The following is a 26111-nucleotide window of genomic DNA, read 5'->3' as shown; positions in this document are numbered from 1 at the left end:
ATTATTAAATGAATATACAAGAAAACTTTAATCACATAGTTAATTAAAGATATAACTTCTATACAGTAAACTTAGATAATCTAAGTGTATCATACGTTTCTATATTTGGAATTAAGTTCCCTTTTATCATCATATCATTTTTACCGTAACCTCATTTCGCTGATGATGGATGCTCTCTAATACTTGAAACCACGCAAGGTAATTGTTCAGATACTTGGTCGCCACACCGTTAAAACGCTGTATCCATCCTTTCAATCTTCGGTGGTAGTTGTTTACATTTTGGATGTGATATAGACCCTTGGTGCGAGTTTTACCGTCAGACTTAAACTGGTAAATGGATATATCCTTTTCGGTAGCATAGGTTTTAAAAGCATGCCAAGCATCGGTGCATAACACATTCTCGCTGGAAAGTTTATGACTGATTGCTTAGTTTAATTGTTCTTTGGTTAAACGTCCCATGCCTAACGTCTGTGAGAAGGTCACTTTGTCACGGTCTCTTGCGACCAGGACGCATACCTGTTCGTTACTTATCCCACGTTTCTTTGCGGAACCGCCCCGTTTGCGTGGTTTTCTATCCTTAATCTTTCTTTGCCCTTTTTCAGAATAAAGGAAATAAGTCTCATCCATTTCAACGATACCTTGGAAATCTGGGATCTCCATTTGTTTTAATGCTGTTAGGAACTTGTGCCTCCAATAAAATAATGTGACGTGAGTGACGTTACCAATCAACTCTGCTGATTTACGAAGCGAATAACCTTCTATCATACATTCTATAAACTTTATCCAACGATTGAGATGACGGGTTCGATATAATGCCGTATTGGTGAGGTCAGTGAAAGTTTTTTTACAAGCCTTACAGCGATAACGTTGTTTCTTAATTTCTTCACCATCTACGATAGAAGAATATTTTCCAAATCGTACAATTTGTTCTGACTCACAATCGGGACACCGATAGCCATTCCTATTTTTACGTTCTGAAATCTCTTCCAGTACAGTTCCTGTGGATGATGAGGCAGTAAGAGCATCAATTAAATATTCCCGTAATCGATGTTTTTCCGCTGGATTCAGTTTTTGAATGGCTTTAAGTATATCCCTTGCTTTCACAGTCATCACCAACTTATATTTGATGACTTCATTATAGAACGTTTGTTCGTTATAAGAAAAAGCCAATTATTATTGATAATGAATATGCAAAGGAAAGGAAGGACAGCGATTTTCAGTGAAAAAAGTTGAGCGAGGAAAGGATTGATTAAATCATTTAACCTAATTATGGTAGAATTAATTAACAATAAATGGTTTAGGTGGACGTAACTGATTCAACAATTGGACTGGCCAGCTCCATCTTTTTTCTTAAGGTTCAGTAGTCTGCTATTATCCTATACGACTAACAAATCAAGTTCCACTCGTTTCATTTCCTTCATTTTGTATCAGATACTCAACCCCCACCACAGAATACAAAACACTATACCCTGAGATTATTAGATGTTTTTATAGTTTTGTAGGATATTTCATTAAAAATATAAGCGTTATAATGATATTTGAAAGCGCTTTATATTTAAAAAGGGGGGAACTATGAATGAAGAAATTAGGTTTGGTCCTAATGGGGGTACTGACAGCGTTAGCTTTAGCTGCGTGTAGTGATGATAACAAAGTAGATCAATCCACAAAGGACGGGGCAATTGAGCTTACACTTTGGACTGACTGGACCGAAGATCGACCGGAAAACACGCTATACAAAGACATTATTTCTAAATTCAATAAAGAACACGAAGATATTCAGGTTAAAGTAGAGGCCATACCACATGACCAATATGAAACAAAATTAAGAACGCAAGCTGCAGGAAATCAACTGCCTGATATGATGCGTGTATGGCCTGGAGCGAGAACAGAGCCTCTTGCCGAAGGCGGAGCTATCCTTCCATTAAACCCAATTATTGAGAACTGGGATGGAGTCATTCCCGATTCCATTCTAACAGATTATGCATTTGAAGATAATTATTACGCAATCCCATCAAACATAAGTGTTACAGGTTTAATTTACTATCATAAAGACCTGCTTAAAGCTGTAGGTTATGATGAGTTCCCAAAAACATATGCGGAATTTAAAAAACTTGTAAAAGCACTTAATGATAAAGGAACGACTCCAATTGCTTTAGGAAACAAGGCAATCTGGCCATTACAATCCGTGTACCTTTCTACAATGGCTGACCGCTTTACTGGCAGTGATTTCTTAAAGAATACCTTAAACGGAGATGGCAGTTTTAAAGACCCGCAATTTGTCAGTGCATTATCTGTTATTGACGAATTAACAAAATCAAGAGCATTTAATGAGGATATGAATACTCTTGATGAAGTTCAAGCGCGTAACGAATTCATTAAAGGAACTGCAGCAATGCACTTTGCTGGTTCATGGGCAATTGGTCCAATCTTAGACAGTGTAGAAAATATGGATAACATTGGTGTAGCGCCATTCCCTACATTTGAAGGTGGAAAAGGAAATCCTACAAAGATTGCAGGTGCTGCTGGCGGTGGGATTGCAGTTAATAGCAAGTTAAGTAAAGAAGAGCAAGAGGCTGCTTTCACATTCTTAAAATACTACTATGGTGATGAATTATACCAAGGCTTAATCAAAGCGAATATTATCGTTCCTGCTGATGTTAAGATGGATGACAGTATTCCACAAATATTCCAGGATGCTAATAGCTTTGCTAAAGGTGGATTAGTACCTGTATATGATGCCAAGCTGACTCCAGAACTGACTGATATCATTAACAATGGTTTGCAATCTATTACTTTAGGTGACAAAACACCTGAACAATTAGCGGGTGAGATGCAGAAAGCAAACAAAAGTAAATAAAAAGTTTATAGATTCTTTCACAGGTTACTTGCATCTAAGTAACCTGTGAATGTTTAGGGGGGAAGAAAAATGAAATTGACTAAGAAGAGTAAAGGGGCGTTTATATTAGGCATACTACCTGCTTTTTTACTATATGTTGTTTTTGCCATTTATCCGATTCTCCAATCCTTCTATTATTCTTTCATGGATTGGAATGGATTCAATGAAATGACCTTTGTAGGATTAGATAACTTTAAAAAGTTATTTGCGGATTCCCTATTTTGGAACTCTGTCAAAAATAATATATACGTAGTATTAGTATCTGTATTAGGTCAGGTACCGCTAGCTTTGTTATTTGCCCTTTTATTGAACCGTAAACTTAAGGGAGCTAAATTATTTAGAACAATTGGGTTTTTACCAGTTGTTTTATCAACCGTTGTGATCTCCTTAACGTGGAGTTTGATTTACAATTCCCGTGATGGATTAATCAATGAATTCTTGCGATCCATTGGGCTAGAGTCACTCGCGCAAAATTGGTTAGGAGATACAAAGTGGGCAATGGTTTCTGTCTTAGTCGTTGTCGTTTGGCAGTTCGTTGGTCTATATTTAATTATTTTTCTTGCCGCCTTACAAAATGTACCTTCGGAAGTCTTAGAAGCCGCTAAAATGGATGGGGCCTCGGAGTGGGCTACAACCTGGAAGATAACGATTCCGATGATTTGGGAAACCATTCTCGTTGCCATCACCCTTTGTATTGCAGGTAGTCTCAAAACATTTGACTTAATCTATGTCATGACACATGGCGGTCCGGCCCACTCAACAGATGTGATGGCGCTCTATATGTTTAATGAAACATTTACAAAATTACAGTATGGGTATGGCAGTGCTGTGTCAGTATTTATTTTCTTCTTTAGTCTTATCTTAATCGCGATAGTAAACAAATTACTGGGAAAGAAAATGATTTAGGAGGTGGGGATCGTGGTGAAGACAAACAAAATACCTAAGAAAAGAAGCTTCAAAAAAGTAAGCATCTATTTGGCATTAATACTATTTGCAATCATTAATGTTTATCCAATCCTTTGGATGGCAATCAACTCCTTTAAATCTGAAAAGGAGTTTGCAATAAACCAATTTGGGTTTCCAAAGAAATTTTTACTAGATAACTATACTGCCGCTTGGGACATTGCCAATTTGGGCGTCCTATTTAAAAATAGTATTTTTATTACAGTAACGGCAACTGTCATAACCGTTTTTATCGGGGCCTTAGCAGCTTATTTCTTATCTCGATTTGATTTCAAAATGAGTAAGTGGTTATATGGATTTTTCATTTTTGGATTATTAATTCCAATCCATGCCACACTAGTACCCATGTTTATTTTAATGAAAAACTTAGGACTATTGAATACACCCATCACCTTACTCTTTCCCTATATCGCTTTTCATTTACCCATTACGATTTTTATTCTAACTAGCTTTATGAAAGGCTTTCCTAAGGATATTGAAGAATCTGCGATCATGGACGGATGCGGGATTTTCAGGATATTTTGGTCCATTATTCTTCCTATGTCACGCCCAGCAATCGCAACAACTGTGATTCTTAATTTCATCTATAATTGGAATGAATTTTCATTTGCGTTGGTGTTAATCAATGACCCAGAGCTTCAAACATTGCCTCTTGGTTTAGCAAACTTTGCAGGTCAATTTACAACCAACTATGGTGCACAAATGGCTGGATTAACGATGTCTTTGATACCAATAGTCATTTTCTACATGATCTTTGAAAAGAATATTGTGAAAGGTATGACAGCTGGTGCCGTAAAAGGGTAGATGAAAATGATTCGAAATTGGGGCTTAAAAAGGAAGTTTATCATCATATTTCTTGTGTTCATTACACTTCCAACAGTTTGCTTTGGAGTACTTATTTATTACCAAACAACGGAAGTGCTTAAAAGTCAGCTGGAAGAAGATATCATTGAAATGCTAGATAAAGATGAACAGAGCCTTTTGTCCATCATTCGAGATGTGGAAAGTATGTCTTCCTATATGATTTACAGCGAGGACTTCCGAGCATTTTTTAAAACTTCAGGAGAAACCACCTTTGCTGATGAAAGCAGTATGGAAGGGATTAAAGGCTATTTTACTTTTCAGTTGATGTCAAATGAGTATATATCCTCCATCTTGTTAAGAGGAAGCAATGGTGAGGAACTGGCATTTGGTGAACCCGTTTTTGGAGACGAGGATAAATTGGATCAGGCTGCTATAGAAGGAAATGGTTCTCCGGTGTGGAGTGATACCTATGGGGTTACAAGTGGATGGGACGGAAAAAAATATGTGATCAGCCTCTCAAGAGTTATTAATGACCTAAATAAAATTAATCACCCGATTGGCAGCGTAAGAATCCGTCTCGATCAGGAAAAAATCAAGAGAAATTTAGAAGTCAAACAAGGAACGTACCTGGTCATGTCAAAGTCAGGTGAAATTATTCTTCATTCCAATCAAGAGTTACTAGGAAAAAAATACAATGATTCTGCTTTTGTTGATTGGGCAAATCATAGTGATAACTTAGCTTACGACTTTAAAATTAACAGCCATGACTACAAAGCTGTCAAAAAGAAGCTGGGTGGGACCGATTGGACCTCTATCGTGATTGTAAATGAGGAGGATTTGGTCAAGGAACTATTTACCGTTCGAAATTCGATCAGTACTATGATTTTTCTTCTTCTATTATGTGGAATCTTCGCTTTTTATGGATTCTATCGCTCCAATATAAAAAGAGTGATTGAATTAACCAACCAAACAAAACAGCTTGAGAAAGGGAATTTCTCTGCGAACGTGGACGTTTCTACAAATGATGAAATCGGTCAACTGGGTAGGCAATTTAATAAAATGGTCAAAACAATCCAAAGACATATTGATACTGAATACAAGCTGACTATTAGACAAAAGGAATCTGAATTAAAGGCGCTTCAAAATCAAATAGATCCACACTTTCTTTACAATACCTTAGACATGATACGATGGACAGCACGCCTGGAAAATGCGATGGAAACAGGTCAACAAATTGAACAACTTGCAAAAGTATTTCGAATGAATCTGAATAATGGGAAAACATGGGTTACAATAGAAGAAGAAATGGCCTATATTGAATCATATTTAGAATTACAAAAAAGTCGTTTAGGAGAACGTCTGGCTTTCTTTATTTTCATCGATGAACAAATCAAACGCTCTTATATCATGAAACAATTTATACAGCCACTAGTTGAGAATAGCATCCAGCACGGCTTCAAAGAATTACCGAGACAAGGTATCATTACTATTCGCTGTTATCAAGTGGAAGGTCAGTTATGGATCGATGTGAAGGATAACGGTTGGGGGGTTGAAAAAGATAAGCAAGATTCTGGTTATGCAATGAAAAACCTAAAAGAACGTTTATCGATTGTTTTAGGAGAACCGTTTGGATTACTGATGTTAGAACCTGAATCCGGAGCATTGGTAAGGCTTATCCTTCCGCTGATATGGGACCCAAAAAACATGGAGAATTTAGGTGGTTAATCATGACTTTTAAAATGTTAATCGTGGATGATGAACCTATTATTTCACGCGGGTTACGGGAAACAATTCCGTGGGAAACTATTCATGTAGAAGTGGTGGATACAGCACATGACGGAGATGATGCCATCCAGAAGATTGCAGAATATGGTAATATTGATATTGTTATTACAGATGTCAGAATGCCAAAGGCTGATGGATTGCAGCTGGCCAGTTTTTTGTATGTGAACTATCCTCATATTCGAACAATCATTCTTAGTGGATTTGACGAGTTTGAATATGCCCAGCAAGCCATCAAATTAGGGGTGGAGAATTATTTACTTAAGCCGGTTAATATTAATGAGCTTGTTGAGAATGTTAAAAATATAACAAACAAAATTAAGCAAGAGCAGCAGCAAAAAAAAGACCAGAACGAAACAGGATTGCGAAATGCGATCCTCCAACAACTATCAAATTTACAAACTAAATCAGACCCATACAATGGCATCCTGATTTATACGTTTATTAGTATGCATCAAAATTATATACGGAAAATAAACAATTTATCGGCCGCGGAATACGAAGAGTTTCTAAGAGAATGGGAAAAGGCGATCGAAAGTGGGCTGCATGCTTGTGGTCTTGCTTCTTATTCATTTTTTACGGAAGAAAATATCTTAGTTACCTGTGTTATTAGTGAAGATGGACGGAAAGTGCCGTCAGATAGGCTGCGAAATTTGAAGTGGAATGATCGATTCACACTTCAATTTGTATGGAATGATGAATGGATTCCTATTAAAAAACTCAAGACTGTACTTACTGATCTAGTTGATACAGGAAGATTTTTGCCTTTTACAAATAGCTCCAGTATTGTCGTTTCCAATCAATTGAGTCGGACTACAGATTCATCCTATCCAACTAAACTAGAAAAGCCATTCATAGATGCTATTATCCAGATGAAAGATGCGGACGTGCATTTTTTGATTACTGAATTATTCGAATACTTTTCGGTGAATCAATTTTTCTTAGAAGAAGTTGTTCAAACTTGCAAGGTGCTGCTCAATAAAATCTTGAATCACTATGAGTCTTTGGGTGGGAGAAAGGTAGAACAGGATTTTTATTACAATCAGAGTGTAAATGTTCATGTCTACAACTCGTATGAATTACTGGAAGAGCTTCTCTATCAGGATCTATCTACTATCCGTAAGGAACAATCCCAGTTAAAAAATGTAGACAAACAAGATTTGTTAATCGATCATGCGAAGGAATATATACATGAATATTACAGAACGAACATTAAAGTTCATGAAGTAGCGGAGGTTATTAATATATCGCCAAATTACTTTAGTTCTCTATTCAAGCAAAAAACAAGCGTTAATTTTAATGAATACGTTAACCAATTAAGAATTGAAGAAGCGAAGATATTGCTTGCGGAGACTCCCTTTAAAGTAAATGAAATATCGGAACAAGTAGGATTCCATGAATATAAGTATTTTGTTGGGGTCTTTAAAAAATTTACAGGAATGACGGCGACGGACTATCGGAAGTATAGAAGCTTACAAACATACAAGACTACAAAATGGGGGAGAGATGAGAAATGGAAAAAATAACAATGAATCTACCAGAGGATTTTATTTTGGGAGCGTCATCTTCAGCATGGCAAACGGAAGGTTGGACTGATAAAAAAGAGTTTCAAGATTCATACTTAGACTTATGGTATAAAAAGAATAAAAATGTTTGGCATAACGGATTTGGACCCGCCGGTGCAACTGATTTTTACAATCGCTATAAAACTGATATCAGTTATATGAAGGAAATCGGCCTGACCCATTTTAGAACATCGATCAATTGGTCTCGTTTTTTAGTGGATTATGAGAATGCTGTTGTTGATGAAGAATATGCCAGCTATGTTGGAAACGTTATCGATGAATTAATTAACAATAATGTTGAGCCAATGATCTGTCTAGAACACTATGAATTACCTGCCTATTTATTTGAAAAATATGGGGGTTGGGGTTCAAAACATGTAGTTGATTTATTTGTAAAATATGCTGAAAAAGTATTTGAACGATATGGGAATCGTGTGAAACATTGGTTTGTATTTAATGAGCCTGTTGTTGTCCAAACACGCATATACTTAGATGCCATTCGCTGGCCATATGAGCAAAACACAAAAAAATGGATGCAATGGAACTATAACAAAGGGCTTGCTACTGCTAAAGTGGTGAAATTATTTAAGGAAATGGGATTAAAAGATAAAACAGGAGCTAAAATTGGAACAATTCTAAACCCAGAAGTTACCTATGCTCGTTCATCTTCTGAACATGACCAAAAAGCAGCTAGAATGTATGATCTTTTCTTCAATCGAGTATTCCTGGATCCAGCGATTAAGGGTGAGTATCCACAGGAATTATTTGAGTTAATGGAAAAACACGATATTACTTTTGAACATACAGCTGAAGAACTTCAACTTATTAACGAAAATACGATTGAATATGTAGGTATTAATCTATATTTCCCGCACCGTGTCAAAGCACGGACAACGGCATGGAATGAAGAAACTCCTTTCCATCCAGAATATTATTATGAAAAACACGAGCTGGTAGGTAAGAAAATGAATCCATATCGAGGCTGGGAAATCTACCCGCAAATTATGTTTGATATGGCCATCAGATTAAAAGAAGAGTACGGAAACATTGAATGGTTTATTGCTGAAAATGGAATGGGTGTAGAGAATGAAGGCCGATTTAAGAATGAAGGACAAATCATTCAGGACGATTACCGAATTGAATTTATCAGTGAGCACTTGAAATGGCTCTTAAAGGCAGTCGAAGAAGGTGCCAATTGTAAAGGGTATATGTTATGGGCATTCACCGACAATGTTTCACCAATGAATGCATTCAAAAACCGCTATGGTCTGGTCGAAATCAATTTAGAGGATAATCGAAATCGAGCGCTTAAGAAGTCTGCTTACTGGTACAAGCAATTAATTGAAACTAAACAATTGGAAGCCGAGAATGATGATTTATATAAATAAATTGGTTTGACAGTCCAGCATGCTTCTGACCACACACGCATGAAATCAGGTTAATAAATATGAAAACAGTCTTTAAAAAGTATATATTAAATACTTCTGCAAAAGATACAGACATATATTAGTTGATGTTTTTTACGGTTGTGTATTCTTTTGCTGCGGAAATAGACTATATGGTATGGTATGCGTTATACTATTCTGTGAAAAATTTGATAAAGGAACGGTGAAGATTTTTTTGGACAGTATTTGGACCTCAATTGTCATTTTGTTAATACTTATCGTGGCAAATGGTATTTTTGCTATGACCGAAATTTCAATTGTTACATCTAAGAAGAACAGACTAGAAAAATTGCGAGATGAGGGAAATTCCAGTGCTAGTTATGCCTTGAAATTAGCGGATGACCCAAATCAATTATTGTCGACCATTCAGATTGGAATCACACTTATTGGAGTAATTACAGGTGCTTTTGGTGGTGCAACCATTGCGAGACAGCTAGCTGTTTATATAGAACAAATTAACATTCTTGCTTCTTTTAGTTATGAGCTAAGTCTTATCGTAGTTGTTGGGCTATCAACTTACTTATCATTAATTATTGGTGAGCTAGTTCCAAAACGGATTGGTATGGGAAATCCAGAAAAAGTGGCATGTTCAGTAGCAAAACCAATGTATTATTTTTCAAAAGTCGGACGCCCAATTATTTGGTTCTTAAGTAAATCTACTGATTTTGCATTGAAACTATTGAGAATAAAACCCACAAATGAACCGAATGTAACCGAAGAAGAAATAACCCAATTAATTGAACAAGGTGTTCATAGTGGGATTGTTGAAGAAATAGAACAAGATATGGTTGAACAAATTTTCTATTTAGGGGACAAGCGTATTAGCGATATTTTAACACCTCGTACGCAGCTTGTTTACATTGATTTAGAGGATTCGTTTGAAGAAAATATGAAAAAAATTAATGAAAGTCATTATTCCAAATTTCCTGTCGGCAACGGAAGTTTAGATGATTTTCAAGGAATCATTCATAAAAAAGATCTTTTATCAAGAATTGTGGCAGGAGAGAATTTTTCTTTAGGGGATTCTGTCAAAGATACACTCGTCCTGCCAGAACAAATGAAAGTGTTTCGGGCATTGGAAACATTAAAAAAATCAGGCCAGCATGAAGCCATAATTATTGATGAGTATGGGGGAATTGAGGGTTTTGTCACCCTTCATGATATTATGGAAAATATTATTGGTGAAATGCCGGAAAAGGATAATGAAGAAGAACCGCAAATTATAGAGAGAGATAGAAACTCGTGGTTGGCAGATGGTCTTATTTCGATTGATACTTTTATAAGATATTTTGATTTGGAAGACTTTACGATCCTTAACCAAAGTAAAAACTTCCACACATTAGGTGGATTTATTATAAATAAAATTGGTTATATCCCGAAAACCAAGGACACCATTCAAGTGGGTGATTTGCAACTTGAAGTAGTGGACATGGATCGTGCCCGAGTAGATAAAGTGTTGATTACAAGATTGGAAATAGAAAAGGAAGAAAGATAATGTGAAATTCCAAAAATCAACAAAAAAAGATGGCCTAATGAGAGGTCATCTTTTTTTATACAATTTAAAACAATAAAACATGAAGTTTCCTACTACGTGAAAGATATCAAAGGGTATTCCTTATAAAAAGTAAATTCAGAATCCTGAAAATCCAAACTGTCCATTAATCCAGAGTCTCGAGTATAAAAAGAAAGGGATCAAGCAATCAATGGGTTTGCGTTGGAGAATTAATTTTTTTTATACTATTAAATAAGTTCTTTATAGCACTCCATAAATCAATTACGAAGTAGCCGTATACAACTAAGTTTGCGACTATATCACTTGCCATAAATGAAGGGAATGTTTTAGACATAAATTGTATAAACAATATAAGTAAGCCAACAAGGACTAAGAAAAACTTATTGCATTTTTTGCTATAGAATACAGATAAAACATGATACTGATGAAGAAATATAATTCTACAAAACAGGTAATATACTCCTGATCTAAGATGAAATTATCGAAAATTACATATGTCCATAAAGCAGCAACTAAAGATTTTAATAAAACATTACTGACTTTATCCATCTTAGCCACCTCTATGATAGAAAATAATTACTTATTAATACATACCCATTTTTTCAGGATAATTAAAATAGTTTTAAATGAATAAAAGGAGAATAATCACGAAATATCTGTGGGGTTAGGTCATCACCGTTATATTCATTTGGGTCTTTCGCCAGGAATACACATAAGTATTTAATATGATGTCTATACTCATCAATAGTTCTAGGGTGTACCATCAATTTCTTAAGCATGATTGAATACATCGAGTACTTCTGCTAAGGAATAACTTTATGGCTATAGGGAAGTATTTTGGCCATCGTTAGTTCGTTACCTTCAGTAATTATCTGTTGCTCCTCTTTCGCCAATATACTTACGTTTCATCATTCAGAATCCTCTATTTTTGTACTATGTACGGTGGAAGTAAGTCTTTCGGATGTCAAAGGATATAAAAAAATCCGCAATATTAAACAAATGTCATCTGATTGACAAACGTTAATATAGCGGAAGGTGCTTTTTGTACGTCCCAGAGAGGATTCGAACCTCCGACCTACAGTTTAGGAAACTGTTGCATATGTCAGCACGCTTCAAACCATTGGTATGAATGGTTTTCTATATCAAAATGTCTCTTAGTTTACCTTTTTCAATATCCCATAGTTATCCTCAGAAAAATTCTCCTGCGTTGAGTTATTATCACTATATCTCTATTAATGAAGGCAGTCAAGTGGATACTCATCTATTTGTTTTGTAATAATCATAATAAATCAATATAATATTGAGCTTAAGATATAATTGAGTTATCAGGAAATATTCTCTGTACTAGGAGGAATATTATTATGGATGTTGGTGTGAAAAGTATTGATGAAATAAAAAAACAAGTAAAACAATTGATAAAGGTGAATTTACATAGAGAAGTAACACCAAAGACGAAACATAATATATCAGGCATTTATATGATTTATATAGATAACTTCACTTCGAAAAAGATTGTTCCAATTTATATAGGAAAATCAAAAGATATACAAAAAAGATATAAACAACATTTTTCCGAAATACTTGCTTTGAATAGACTTACTTATGATGAGTATTATAACTATTTTTTTTCAAAATCTATTTCTTTCTATGATGGACGATTTAAAGCATGTAAAATTTTTAAATATATGATAGAACATAAAAATACATTACAAGACTTCCGTATGACTATCATAGAGGAAGTTGAAGAAGAATTTTTAGATGAAAAAGAACAGGAGTACTTTCAAAAATTATTACCTTCTTTTTTTGGCTTTAACCAATTTAATTCTTTTCTAAAAACGATTGAGCTTCATTTCTTATCTCTAAAATCACATGTTAGTGATTCAGTAATAGATGATTTTTTTAGTATAGTACTAGAAGATGCTAAAGGAATATATTCTTATTATGAATATGGATTTACAAGGTTTAATTTTGAACATGCCTTTCCAAATCATATTTCCTATTTGATAAAAGGAAATGATTCACTAAGTAATAAGACACTTCTAAGATATACCGAAGTAAAATTACAGATTGATGAATTAAAGAAAGCATATAAACTTGATATTGAAGAAAGTAAATTGAAAAGTGAAATTGAAATTATAGAAGCAAAAATAAATAAATCAAAAAAACTTAAAGAAATTGCTGAAGAGAAATATAGCGAAGCAGAAAATTTACTAAGAACAGAAATAATAGAAAAATTTAAAGAACTAAAAATGTATACAAATAAAACACCGATAAACAATTTTCTTCGTAGTATATTATCAAATGAAAAAGATAAATATAGAGAACGTTTTAACAAGTATTTAAAAAGCAAACAATGTAAATTAGATTTTTATGAAGTTTTTGATGATAATATAAAAAATGTGGAAAAAACATTATTAGTAATGAATCATGAAGATAATCTTTATCTTCAGGCTTGCCGTTTACGGCAAGACACATTGAACAAAAATATACATAAAAGATATAAAATGATATTTCCTACTTGTAAATATGAGTCTTTCCCTTTAGGAGATAGGTCAAATAATCTTTCATTAAAAATAAATCAAGGTAATCATTTATTAAATACCTGTCATATCCAGATATATATTTCAAATAATGGAATAAATAAAAGTATAGAATATAATAAAGAACCATTTATTATTAGGCTTGATTATTGTTACGTTGATTATGAAGGAAATAAAACAGTAAATGAGTACTATATTGATAATGAAACCACAAGAAATTGTAAGTCTGGAATAGAGTATTTTGAAAAAGATTTTTATAAAATGTTTGTTTTTAAGAGAACACCGTTTAATATTTCTAGTTTAATAAATCATGAAATAGATAACTCTTTTATATCTATTCAATCTGAATATAAGCATGGGATAAATGATTATTCTTTAAGAGATAAAAAGTTGATTGACTTATCGGTTGTGATGGATGAAATTAAGGAAATAACTGATGAAGAGACTAGATTTAATATTGATGTTTCAGAATCGGTCAATTGTTTAAAAAGATGTATTATAAATGAAGGATTACAAAATAATGAATTTGTAGAACAAATACTACTTACGAAGAAATTACTTAAACTTAAGAAACGTAAAAATTTAACTTTGAATAAAGCTAGAAAGTAGTAATAAACATACTGACGAAAGTTGAATGTGCTACAGTATTATTTTACTTACTAATAAATAAATTAATTATCAGAAGAGAGTATAAGAAGGGAAATTGTCTGGCTTTAATTATAAAGAATGGTGATGATATAGCAATATCCCCAGGCCATAATAATATTCAAAAGCGGTCAAATAAATGTTCAGGATGTATTGTTTGAAAATATAATTCCTCATGCTTTGAGAAGAGATTTTGCTAGTACCATGTATGAAAAGGGGCGAATGTAGCAGTAATCTCAAAAGCTCTTGGCATTGGTGATATTTTATTAACAACGAAATATATACTTAGTTGTTTATTGATTTGTGAATAAAATACCTAGTATTTAAATTAAATTTATATTTAAGAATAGCTTATTAGCTATTCTTTTTTTATTGCAATGAAATTGTTTAAAGTAAAATAGCCTTGATAACAACATTTGTAAAAGCATTAATCTTCAAATTAGAAGAATTTGCAATGATTTTGGATAATTATATTAAAAAAGTAAAATACTGGACGAAGAATTCATCTCACTTTATAATGATTATGTAAATAATTAGAGGAGGTGGTTGGATGTTTATTGCTTATACAGATGCATCGGTAAAAGCTACAGAGACAGCTATAGCCTTCCATGTTGTTTTTGAAGATAGAAGTACAATAAGTAGAAGAATAATAGTTGATGAGAGTGATAATAACATTGCAGAGGGATTAGCATTATCCGAGTTAATATCATTTCTAGATTACTATCATTTTGCTAAAGGAGTAATTTTGATTGATTCAAAAGTGCTTAAGACACAATTGAATAATAAAAAAAGTAAGATGTATAAATTTATCCCTATAGGTATAAAAGAAACTATTAGAGACTTAAAAATAAGAGTTCAAATTATACCTAGAAAGTGGAATGTGGCTCATTATATTAGCTATAGAAATAAATTTGTAAAATCGTATGCGGTATCTTCTGTTAATAGAAAGCTATATAGTAATATACCTAACTATCCTGACTACTTTTTAGATGTACCTGTTTTAACAGAATACAGAAGATTGTTTAATAAGCCATCCATGACCTTCCATGATGCGCAAATAAAGTTGAACAAGTTAATATGGCTTGGAGACCTCTTTGAAGAAACGGTTAATGGCAGTATGTTTTTAGTTCATGATAAAAAAATTAAAGTATCTAATGATACTATTGTAGGTATTTATTCTCTCAATTATGTCCAAATCGGTAATCATTGGAGAATAATTAAAAGAGAAAAGAAACTTATAAAGTTATTAAAAAGTACGAACATTACATGAAAAAGAGAGGGATACTATGGCAAAGAAGCCATATACACATTCGAAAGGTTTTAATGTTACATCCTTATTAGGAATAGAAGGATTATATATCTTCCATGATTTTTGGGGAGCGGTTAATTACATAGGTAAGTGTAATGATGATTTTAAGGACCGAATTAGTAGTCACTGTTATGGTGAACATGGAAAGCTAAATGACAATATTAAATATATGCGTGTTATCGTTGCTGACCGAGAAGTTTATCCAATAGATGTTCTTGAACATCTATTTATCTGGTACTTTAGTCCAATGAAAAATGATGCTTTATGGTTTTTTAATAGAGAAATGAATCAAAAACAAGTGAAACAGATTGCAAATGAACATAATCTTAAAATAAAAGGGTCCCTGAGAAGTTTTATCCTTTCATTTGAATCTATTCTAATTGAAAGAGAGTGGGAAGATAATTTTAAATATAAAAGATACGGTGAGATAGAAACTTTTGATTTAAAGAGAATTGCTTGTTGCCGAACTAATGATTGCCTTTGTTTTAACTGTCTTGTAAAAAATAGATGTTAAATGGGTTATCACCTTAATCTGCATGTTATTCTAAGGTGGTAATTAGGTTATCCAATTAAGTTCCCATAAGTATAAAAATCGTATTTAAAGGAACCATAATAACCTATATTTGTTGTAAGGGTGCTTTATTAGTTACTCATAAAAATTCTCAAACAACAAATATAGGTTATTATGGTTCCTTTTAGTACTAAATTTCAACTTTTGGTAGGGTTCTGTTCTATATCAAAATGTATCTCTAAGTCATTGTAGGTTTAGCGAAAGGTATTGTATTCAGATGCATTATGTTTTATTTAAATGAAGGTATTATTCTTTATCTATTTCTCATGACATAGAAAATAAATTTTAAAAAAATAAAAAAAACACTTGACACGACCTGTTTTAGACTAAAGTTGAGAAACACCAGCATTTTATTGCTAAATCTACATATTTAGCTTTGCCGCTTAATCATTAGAAACCCTAGGGAAAACATGGTGTTTCCGGGGTTTTATCACCGATTTGGTATAATTATATGTAACGACAGCTATTGATATAGTCGAAATCAAAAATAATTATACAAAAGGAGTATTGAAAGAAGTGGAAAATGTATTTGAACACAATATTAAATTAGACAATCATGTTATTACAAAGCTACTTGAACAAAACGACAAAAGGGCGTTATTTATTTATACGTATGCTTTGAGATGGAATATAGAGAGAGTGTTTGTACCAACTCAAATATCGCTTATTTTAGAATTACTTGAGAAAAAGCCTGTAGCAGCTAACATCAAATCAGTAAAATATTCATTAAGGGTTTTAGAAGGTATGAATTTAATTAAGCTCTATTCAGATAAAAATCTTAAAATACAAGTTGATATAAATTCATTAAAAAAGAATGATAATATTTTTATAGTTGCAAAAGAACCACTTTCCGAAGAGTACTATACTTTGGTTAAAGTGGGGAATATTGATAAAGCTATGATAAATGAATCGGTATTGGAAAAAGAAGATATGATTGCAATTGTACTTCTGTTAAGTCGTAATATTGAAAGAAAAGATGAAGTATTACAAGTTACATGGCATTCAACCGAAAAACTTGCAACAGAACTCAAAATAAGAAAAGCGCGGTTTTTTGAATTAATTCATGGTCTTATGGAACTCGAGGTTATCTACTTTGAAAAACTTATATTTAAATTTTATGAAGGCAAGAAGAAAGAACATCTTATTTATTCTATGTTTGATGATTCAGAACATGTCAAAATGGCAGTGGTTAAGGCTAATATAAATGGTAAGCTTGATGCAAGAGTCAAGAGCTCTCTTAAACAAAATGTTAATGATATAATTGTCCCGTTGTACGATGATGATACAGGAGAGGTGTTTTATGCTAATCAATATGCTAAAGATGAGGTTGTATACAATCGTTTAATTTATGTATATTTCAATGGTGAAATCTTTCAAAATACTAATTATGAATTAAATGCTCGTTCAGTAAGTGTAATTAATAATGTAAACAAAGAGTTTGGTAGAGATATTCTTGTTCAGGCACTTGATGAAATTGGTTTTAAAGCAAGTGGTGCAGATAATCCAACAGGATATTTAATTAGTAGGTTACCAGAAATCTCTAAGGAACTTTCGAAGAAAGCCTCTTGATAATAACTAATAACTAATTTTGCCTCTTTTAAGGATTAACTCCCCTAATTTATATTTAAAAAAAATTCATAAAACTGTGATTTTATTTAAACTAAAGGAGGGATGTTCCCCTCCTCGTCAATTTTAGAATAAACTTAATTGTTCCGATATTTTCCTATTGAACGAACGGTTAAATAGCTTCTCAAACTCTTCCCAAGTGTCGCTTGCACGCATTAAAGTGGTCGCTGAGGTGATTTGTTTTTCTAAATGGCTTAATCCAACTTCGGAGGTAAGCCATTGATGAAGTTTTTCATTACCTGTTTTACGCTCACGAACTTCTTTCATAACATCATCGGGTAGAAAACTATAAATGAACTCATTTGTTATTTTTGCTACTGTATGTGGTCTTCTGCTACTACCTGTGTATTCCCAGCCCTTTAAACGATAAATTTCTATATAGAACTCCTCTGGAAATCTTCGTTCCCATGGCTGAAAGAGACCCTCTACATAAAGGTTTAAGAGTTTTTGTAATGCATGTTTCTCTCTGACTTCTTGGTAGCCAGTGATTTCATCAATAAATGCATTTATTCCCACCTTAGAGAATGCTAGAGTAATATTATATAGCCTTTCCGCTAGTTCTTTCTGGTATGTCATGCTTGGTTTGTCAAAGATGCCGTCGTTTTTAGCTTTATAAAACGCATCCGCTAGGTCCACAAGTAAAGTTGCTTTAAATGCATGGAAAGAATTTCCGCCTTCTGGGGGGCGAATTTTCTGGATTCTCCCTTTGTTTGTATCAAGCATCCATCTCTTAATATCGTCGCTTAAATAGTCTTGTATGTAATTTGCACTAAGCATACGTGGTAAAGCTAACGCCCCACCGCCTTTTAAGCCCATAGTTCTGGCAGTACCCCTAAGAGAGAATACCCTTTCTCCGTTCTCTAGAACATAGCACTCAATGTTAATATCTGTGCCAGAAGGATTCCACTCCCCTTTGTGGGTGGCCTGAAATACCTGTACTTCAGTTTCTATTAAATCGTCTGTAGACAAATTGTTTTCCTCTCCCATAAATTAACCCCCTCCTAAATACTAATGATTCAATTATATAACAAAATTTCCAACAATTTGAAGTTTTGTGTTATAATTTATTTAACTCATTCATTGTGTGAGTCTTCGCTACCGAAGTCTGGTGGGACCTTGTGTACTTGTGTTTTCCTAGCGAAAATTGTGAAAAAGGGAATGGTGCATATGAACAAATTAACTAATTGTTTTCAGGTATAAATTAAACTTAGGCTTTTATACTGAGATTCAAAAGCCAAATGTATCTGAGATGACCATCGTTAGGAAGTCTCACAGAAGAAATGATTATTAGAGTCGCATGAGCGTCTCTTTTATTTGGTCTAATTTCGGATAAAAATTAATTGACTAAACTAAAGAGGATAGCTTTGAATATTATTTTAATATCGTAAGGAAATATGAAATAAAGATAAAATCCACTGTAATACAAGTGGATTTTAAACTAATCATGTATGATGGATGAAAAAATCACCTTCATCCACACTCGCATTCATAAAATGTCCGATACGATTAAAATAATAGATATGTTAATGATTGATAAATGAGTAGATGTGTTAGTAAAACTATGATATTGTTCGAGACCAATTACATTATTACAATACAAGTCTATTCTTTATTGATTCGGTAGAATTTAATATATTCTTTTTAACGTAAGTTACACAAGTTAATTAATACCTAAATAGGGTCTATTTTATAGAATTAAATAGTATGGAGGATTTTTAGTGAAAAAGAAGCTTCAAGTTTTTATATCATCAACCTATATTGATTTAAAGGATGAGAGACAAGCTGCAGTAGAAGCAATACTCGATGCTGGTCATATTCCAGCAGGAATGGAGCTATTTAAAGCGGGGAATGAAGACCAGTTAAAAACAATAAAGCGTTGGATTGATGAATCTGATGTGTATTTGTTAATTCTAGGTGGGAGATATGGCAGCGTAGAGCCAGCAAGTGGAAAGAGTTATACACATTTAGAGTACGAGTATGCCATTAAGAAGGGAATGCCCGTGTTTGCAACTATATTATCTGAACCTTGGCTTTATAGTAAGGCAGCACAAATGGGAGCAGATAATGTATTTGAACAACGAGAACAGGAAAAATATAAGCAATTTAAGGAGTTTGTTCATACAAAGGTAGTTAGAAGAGTCGATGATTTGAAGGACATTAAACTTTCTATTCATACAACACTAAGTGAGTTTAAAGATTTGTATGAGTTTTCTGGGTGGGTTAAAGGTAGTGAAATAGAGGATAGTGTAGAACTGATTAAAGAAAATAGAGCTTTATTGAAGGAAAATAAGAAATTGAAAGAGTTACTAGAGAAACAAGTTCTAGTAAGAAGAGTGGGGAAATTTGAATACGAGGAAATAAAAGAGGCTTTAAAAAATAAAGAATTAACACTTCCCTCTCCACGATTTGGAAATGATGAGGATGAAAAGGTCAATTACCTTTCAGCCTTTATCTTGTTTAGAGCGACTTTTACTACGGGTATTAAAAACAGTATGTCGTCTGATGATGATGAGATATATCTATATTATAAGGTTGCTCCAACGCTAATGAGTTTTGGGTTACTTGAAAAGGTTAAGGTTGCTGGAGCTAGGTACGAAAGAATTCAGACCACAAAGGAAGGTTTAAATTTTCTAGCGTACTATGAACTCGATATAAGCAATGGGAAAAGAACTGCTGCTTTAAATTAATTAAGTAAATATATATAAGTAGGATTAAGTACCAGACTTAGTCCTTTTTGCTATATGATTTTAAGGGTTGGTGCAAATACTTGAAAGTTATTGCACCTATTTTGAATCCTTGATAGAATCTACTTCGTAAGGTGTATAAACTTAGTGCAATAAATAGACTGTGAAGAGCAAGGACAAGACAATGAAATATGGATATACAAGAGTCTCAACATTAGCACAAGACTTAGAGGTTCAAATCCAGGCTTTAAAAGAAGAAGGTTGCGAAGTCATATATAAAGAAAAGTTCACAGGTACTAAAACAAATAGACTAGAGTTCAATAAATTGCTTGAAATATTACAAGAAGGCGACACATTAGTCGTAACGAAGCTAGACAGATTTGCGAGGTCGGCAGTTGAAGGTATTCAAACAGTTAAGGATCTATTTGCAAGAGGTATTAAGGTTCACATTCTCAATATAGGACTAGTGGAAAATACCCCAACAGGACGACTGATTTTCAATATACTCAGTTCATTTGCAGAATTTGAACGAGACATGATTGTATAACGTACTCAAGAAGGTAAGGCATTAGCTAAACAACGTAATGATTTTAGAGAAGGTAGACCAAGGAAACATTCAAAGATGCAAGTACTACGCAATAGAATTATTTAAGAGTCATACATACAAAGAAGTGTAAGCAATGACGAGAATAAAGAAGCGGACACTTATTAACAGGAAAAATGAATTAGAAGCAAAGCTATTGTAAGAGACTCTTTAAGGGGTCTCTTTATTTGTGTTATAGAGGAGGGGGTGTATTCCCACATATTTATTTACCACATTCCAGGTTAAAGGAATAGTAGGTTGATTTACACACTGTGCATTTTTAAAAGGTCCGACAAGTATAACATTAAAGACTCCATTTACTCTGCGGAATGTTGAAAAGTTAAATTGGGAGCAGTCATCCAAGGCTGCTCTTTTATTACATTTTATCTGAAATTGATATTGTTTATATATAGAAGATTTAGAGCAAGAGCTTGAATCAGATATTAAGCTTAAACAAACAGAAAAAGAATTAATTGTGAAATCTAGGATTGGACAAACAATTTTTAAGAAGGAACTTTTAAAACGAGGGAATAAATATAACCTTTGAGGTGTAACAAATGAGCGGTTTCTTATTGCAAGCCACATAAAACAGTGGAGTGAATCTAATAATGATGAAAGGTTAGATGCTAATAATGGCTTACTCTTATGTTCCAATCATGATTCGTTGTTTGATAAGGGATATATTAGCTTTGACGAAGATGGTCAAATATTGATTTCAAAAAGTATAGATGATAACTCCAAAGTGTTTCTAAACATAAATGATAAAATGAAAATTCGTATGAATGATAAACAATCTGAATACATGAAGTGGCATAGGGATTATAAATTTAAAAATTAATGTTAATGATGTAAGGTAGTTTATCTTGAGAAAAAGACCTATTTCAGTTTGAAGAATCCATTATCGAGCAGATAGTGGATTTTTTATTTGTTTCTTTTGTTGATATGAGTGAATAGGTATTGATACTTCGTTGGTATAAATCGTATTGAGAATATAATTAATAATTTAATAAATTTAGAAACGCACTGATTCCTGTGTAAACATTTAGCTTTTTTACCATTAATGTAATAAAATTGTATAATTATCATAAATAAAATAGGAACAGGATGGGATAAGTTTGAATTTAGAAGATACTAGATTAATGAAAGAATTAAAGGGTAGGGATTCACGTTTTTACGATTCTATTTTAAGCATTTATAGTGAAATTAGACCACTTCTAGACCATAGAATTGCTCAGGTTTTTCCTACATATACTCAACATGATTCTGGCCACTCAATAAGAATTATTGAACATATGAACAATATTATAAGTGATATAAATGCATTAAATGATTTGGAAATTGCAATATTGATTTACTCTGCACTACTTCATGATATTGGGATGGCTGCTAAACAAGAAGAATTAGAAGAGATAGAAGCTTGTAGATTAAAATATAAAAATATAAGTTTTGAAGCAATTATGGAAAAGTTTAATCAGAATAAAACTTATGCTTTACAAGAATATATAAGAATGGTACATGCAGAGCGTTCCGCAGCTTATATCAAAGAAAATTTAAGTACGAAACTAACAATTCCAGGAGTACCTACAGTTTCATTTGGAGATACTCTTGCGTTAATATGTGAAGCTCACACTCAAGAGATAATATGGCTTACAATTAACTTAAAAGATAGAGATGTCAAAGGAAATTTTGAAATAAACCCTAAATTTTCTGCTCTAGTATTGAGATTGGCAGATATATTAGATTTTGATAGTTCAAGAACGCCCCCAGTGATTTATAATTCTCTTTCTCTTGGTGGATATAGTAGGGATGAATGGTTACAACATTTTTTTATAAGTAATCATAATAAAATTAAGGAAAATGATGTGGGTGAAAAGTTTATTGAATTTCATGGTCAATGCTCAGACCCTACTATTCACAGGAAAATTTTGAGTTATATAGATTGGGTAAATAAAGAAATAGGTTATGCAATTGAATCATCTAGAAGATTTCCTCCAAAATATCAATTTAAAATTTACCATAAAGTCCAAAATTACATTAGTTCAGAAGATTACTCAATAGTAGATATGAAGTTCCAAGTAAATTATAAGAACATGATTAATTTACTTATGGGGGAAGCATTATATGGAAATAAGGAATTAGGAGTTAGAGAATTATTACAAAATGCTATTGACGCTTGTGAAGTAAAGAAAGAGTTTTATGAGAAGTCAATCGATAGTTATGATGATTACGATGCGAAAATTTTAATTGTTTTAGATAAGGAAAACAATGAGGTTATAGTCAAAGATAATGGTATTGGTATGAACTTAACCATTATTAAAAATTATTTCTTAGAAGTGGGTGCTTCATTTTATAATTCGGATGAATATTTATTATCTAATAATAAATATAATCCAATAGGAAATTATGGAATTGGATTCTTATCTAGTTTTATGCTCTCAGGTAAAGTGAAAGTTAGGACTAAACATATTAATGAAGAGATTTTATATGAAATAGATATATTTAAAAATGATGATTTTGTTTCTATCAAGGAAAAAAGAGAGCCTCAGTTTAAAGGAACGGAAATAATATTAAACTATAAACAGTTTTTTGATGTGTGGGAAGATAAAGAGCATTTGAAAAACTTCATCGAAAACAATTTTATGACTGACATTGATATATCTCTTTTAGATAAAAGTAATGGAAGAGAAAGTATCAAGGTTAGTAACCTTTTTGGAACAAACCTAAATAATAAATTAATTGACTTGTCACCTTATCTTAATGGTGTAAGTGTTAAAGTAGAATTAACGCAGGAATTTTCAAATAGGATTTTTAAAGAGCAATTAGCTGATGTTAAGTTTGGTGGTGAGCCATATTTTTATAATGGTGAGGAACTTTTTCAAATTGATGAATGCGAAGAGGAATTCTTTCTTGCTAATTACTTAAAAGATAATAAGTTAGGTGTTATAGATTTTTCTATAATTGAATCTTCATTTGAATTGGACGAAATATCTTCTGTAATAGACGGAGAGGATGAAATAGAAGAAATCTATAAAGATAAATATTACCCAATAGAGATTTCTTTAATTACTTTGCCAGAATTATTAGAGTTGCCTCCTCAAGGACTTATGGTAACAGAGGAAATCGTTGAAGGATTAACTTTTGATAAATTTGAAGAATATGACCATGATAATAATTCTGGAACATTTTATGACTTTTACAATAAAACATTTTATACAGTAGAAAAAGGAAATAAACACATTGAATTACAAAGTAAAATGAATATAAATAATGGGAAATTATTTATAAGAGGGGTTTTTGTAAACAAAATTAATTTTATGATAGAGAATGCTATCCGTGGGTTAAATGTTAACGAAATTGAAATAAATGTAATTAATAAAATGATAAGACCTAATGTAGCTAGAAATTATATTAATAATAAAGATAAAATTCTTCTTCAAAATTCAATATATCAGGCATTATGTATTTACTTGTTAGAAAATTTAAGTGACCCACTAGAAAAGCTTGTTTTGGAAGAATTTATTAAGAGCTTTCATAATTATGATAATACACTCGTCCTTGAGAAATATACAAAAAAATTTATATGAACAAAAAAGTCCAAGAAAATGATTGAATCCTAAAATGGTTGAAGTTATCTGGAAGTAAAATAGATTCCGGAAATTAGTTCGAGATTGGGCTTGTTTTACACGAAAACTAATTAATATCTAATTTATAAACATTTGTTATAATATAAGGTGACAATATCGGTCTAAGTTCCGTCACACTGCTGGTAACACAAATAGCGATATAAGCGGCTCAGTTGGATAGAGCGATGGCCTTCTAAGCTTACTGATGTGGACTATACAAAAAATGTAAAAACATCTTATAGAAAAAATAATAACATAAAAGACTGAAGTTCAAATTACGAATTTCAGTCTTTTCCAATTTCCTCGGTATCTTATATTTGTCTTTACTTCAACTAACATCATATGCCATTTCAATAAGTCTTTTAGATTTTTCGAAATCTTCTTCTTTAAATATGGTTACCTCTAAATCACCTGTCCCATAATGTCCTATATTTCGAACATCTCGGGTGAAACCTTGCTCCAAGGTGATACTTTCGGGTTTAACTTTAAGATAAAGTAATATTTTAGCGGTTTGTGGGTGTATCTCAACACAAGCGAAGTTCTTAATGCGTTTAAATGCAATGTAATGTTTTAGTACTTTCATCTGTACATCATCACCAAGAGCCATCATAAAAGTTTTTAGTTTTTCAAATCTATCGGTTAGTTCTGTATTAGCTTGTTCTAAATAGTCGGATACCGTTTTGACTTTAGCGTTACGGTTATATGGAGAAGGTGATGTAGCATTGTCGCTAATTTGTATTGTTTGAGCAGTCGTAGAATTAACTAAATCTAACAATAAAAAACCATCTGGATAATGTTTATATTGATACAATTCTATATTCCGATTGATTTGTTAAACGGCGTGTTCATCATATTTAGTAAAACCACCAGCGATACATAGTAAACGAGGACTACTCCAATCGATAGAGTCTGAATACTCGTTGCCGTATTCACGCATAACCATTAACTCAAATTCAGCTTTATGGTCAAGTAACCAATCTAAATAAAATAAGCCTTGATTAATAACATTTTCATTAATAGACCGTTTATATTCTATTATAACAGGTGAGTTATTTTCATCGATTCCCAGTGTATCAATACGCCCTGCATGTCGCTTTCCAGTACTATGCTCTGAAGCTAAAAAACGGACTCCTAGAAAGGTTTCTAAATGTTTTTCAATGATATGTTGTAATGATTTTTCAATTGTAACGGATTGGCCTTGTAACTCTTCTACCGCATTATCATTTAATCTAAATAACTTTATATCCCCCATATTTTTCTCACTCCTTACAATGATTAGTATACCATTTTTTAATTTTGAAAATTCATGATGATTAAACTTTATGGAAAGATGGTTTTATAGAAAGTCGGCCCAGAAAAAGCCTCAAGCATCCAGTACTTCATCCTTTTGGATTGTTTAAGAATCATACATACAAATAGGTAGAAGCAATGATAGGAATAAAAGCTAAATCTGGTTAACAGAAGAAATGAATCCTCAACCATAAGATAATAGACTCGTTAAAGTCTCTTATAATTGATATATTCCATGTTGTTAAAGTAATATCGAATTTATGTTTAATATG

General features: G+C 32.6%; 14 protein-coding genes and 4 pseudogenes. 15 read left to right on the top strand and 3 right to left on the bottom strand.

The annotated features are described in order from the left end of the window. Positions 1–58 precede the first annotated feature (58 nt). Positions 59–1110: pseudogene (locus AC58NB_RS08870) on the bottom strand (IS1595 family transposase). A 466-nt stretch (positions 1111–1576) separates the two neighbouring features. On the opposite strand from AC58NB_RS08870, the gene AC58NB_RS08865 reads away from it, so the two are divergent. From AC58NB_RS08865 to AC58NB_RS08815, 11 genes are all read left to right on the top strand, one after another. After that, the gene (locus AC58NB_RS08865) at positions 1577–2857 is read left to right on the top strand and encodes an extracellular solute-binding protein (RefSeq protein ID WP_497426464.1); all 1281 of its coding nucleotides are present in this window, start codon (positions 1577–1579) and stop codon (positions 2855–2857) included. 69 nt (positions 2858–2926) lie between these two features. Further along, positions 2927–3802, top strand: coding sequence for a carbohydrate ABC transporter permease (locus AC58NB_RS08860; RefSeq protein WP_497426463.1), 876 nt, complete (start codon positions 2927–2929; stop codon positions 3800–3802). Positions 3803–3814: 12 nt separating this feature from the next. Next, the gene (locus AC58NB_RS08855; protein WP_497426462.1) at positions 3815–4663 is read left to right on the top strand and encodes a carbohydrate ABC transporter permease; all 849 of its coding nucleotides are present in this window, start codon (positions 3815–3817) and stop codon (positions 4661–4663) included. 6 nt (positions 4664–4669) lie between these two features. Beyond that, positions 4670–6388, top strand: coding sequence for a cache domain-containing sensor histidine kinase (locus tag AC58NB_RS08850; RefSeq protein WP_497426461.1), 1719 nt, complete (start codon positions 4670–4672; stop codon positions 6386–6388). A 2-nt stretch (positions 6389–6390) separates the two neighbouring features. Next, entirely contained in the window at positions 6391–7971 is a 1581-nt protein-coding gene (locus AC58NB_RS08845) for a response regulator transcription factor (protein WP_497426460.1), read from the top strand. Continuing rightward, a complete protein-coding gene (locus AC58NB_RS08840) occupies positions 7959–9398 on the top strand; it encodes a glycoside hydrolase family 1 protein (protein WP_497426459.1) in 1440 nt (479 codons plus the stop codon). The genes AC58NB_RS08845 and AC58NB_RS08840 overlap by 13 nt, the downstream gene beginning before the upstream one ends. 262 nt (positions 9399–9660) lie before the next feature. Then, positions 9661–10950: a hemolysin family protein gene (locus tag AC58NB_RS08835; RefSeq protein WP_497426458.1), complete on the top strand. Its 1290-nt coding sequence runs from the start codon at positions 9661–9663 to the stop codon at positions 10948–10950. A 1379-nt stretch (positions 10951–12329) separates the two neighbouring features. Beyond that, positions 12330–14117 (top strand): excinuclease ABC subunit C, encoded by a 1788-nt coding sequence (locus tag AC58NB_RS08830; RefSeq protein WP_497426457.1) that lies wholly within the window; start codon positions 12330–12332, stop codon positions 14115–14117. 586 nt (positions 14118–14703) lie between these two features. Further along, the gene (locus tag AC58NB_RS08825; protein WP_497426456.1) at positions 14704–15423 is read left to right on the top strand and encodes a hypothetical protein; all 720 of its coding nucleotides are present in this window, start codon (positions 14704–14706) and stop codon (positions 15421–15423) included. 16 nt (positions 15424–15439) lie between these two features. Beyond that, positions 15440–15976 carry a hypothetical protein gene (locus tag AC58NB_RS08820; protein ID WP_497426455.1) on the top strand — a complete coding sequence of 179 codons (537 nt, stop codon included), beginning with the start codon at positions 15440–15442 and terminating at the stop codon, positions 15974–15976. A gap of 573 nt (positions 15977–16549) precedes the next feature. Beyond that, the gene (locus AC58NB_RS08815) at positions 16550–17602 is read left to right on the top strand and encodes a hypothetical protein (RefSeq protein ID WP_497426454.1); all 1053 of its coding nucleotides are present in this window, start codon (positions 16550–16552) and stop codon (positions 17600–17602) included. A 123-nt stretch (positions 17603–17725) separates the two neighbouring features. Here the strand turns inward: AC58NB_RS08815 and AC58NB_RS08810 are convergent, their stop codons facing one another. Further along, positions 17726–18646, bottom strand: coding sequence for a P63C domain-containing protein (locus AC58NB_RS08810; protein WP_497426453.1), 921 nt, complete (start codon positions 18644–18646; stop codon positions 17726–17728). A gap of 731 nt (positions 18647–19377) precedes the next feature. Here AC58NB_RS08810 and AC58NB_RS08805 point away from each other — a divergent pair. The 4 genes and pseudogenes from AC58NB_RS08805 (at position 19378) to AC58NB_RS08790 (ending at position 24510) form a co-directional block, all read left to right on the top strand. Further along, positions 19378–20346 carry a DUF4062 domain-containing protein gene (locus AC58NB_RS08805; protein ID WP_497426452.1) on the top strand — a complete coding sequence of 323 codons (969 nt, stop codon included), beginning with the start codon at positions 19378–19380 and terminating at the stop codon, positions 20344–20346. A gap of 181 nt (positions 20347–20527) precedes the next feature. After that, positions 20528–21089, top strand: a pseudogene (locus AC58NB_RS08800) (recombinase family protein). Positions 21090–21494: 405 nt separating this feature from the next. Further along, positions 21495–21764, top strand: a pseudogene (locus AC58NB_RS08795) (HNH endonuclease); the annotation flags it as partial. 277 nt (positions 21765–22041) lie between these two features. Then, positions 22042–24510 carry an HD domain-containing protein gene (locus AC58NB_RS08790; RefSeq protein ID WP_497426451.1) on the top strand — a complete coding sequence of 823 codons (2469 nt, stop codon included), beginning with the start codon at positions 22042–22044 and terminating at the stop codon, positions 24508–24510. Positions 24511–24877: 367 nt separating this feature from the next. Here AC58NB_RS08790 and AC58NB_RS08785 read toward each other — a convergent pair. Next, positions 24878–25801: pseudogene (locus AC58NB_RS08785) on the bottom strand (DUF5655 domain-containing protein). Positions 25802–26111: the final 310 nt, after the last annotated feature.

This window comes from Pradoshia sp. TA40_28 (assembly GCF_059694525.1).
Note: the sequence above shows the minus strand (reverse complement) of the source record. Positions and strands in the feature narration are given on the sequence as shown.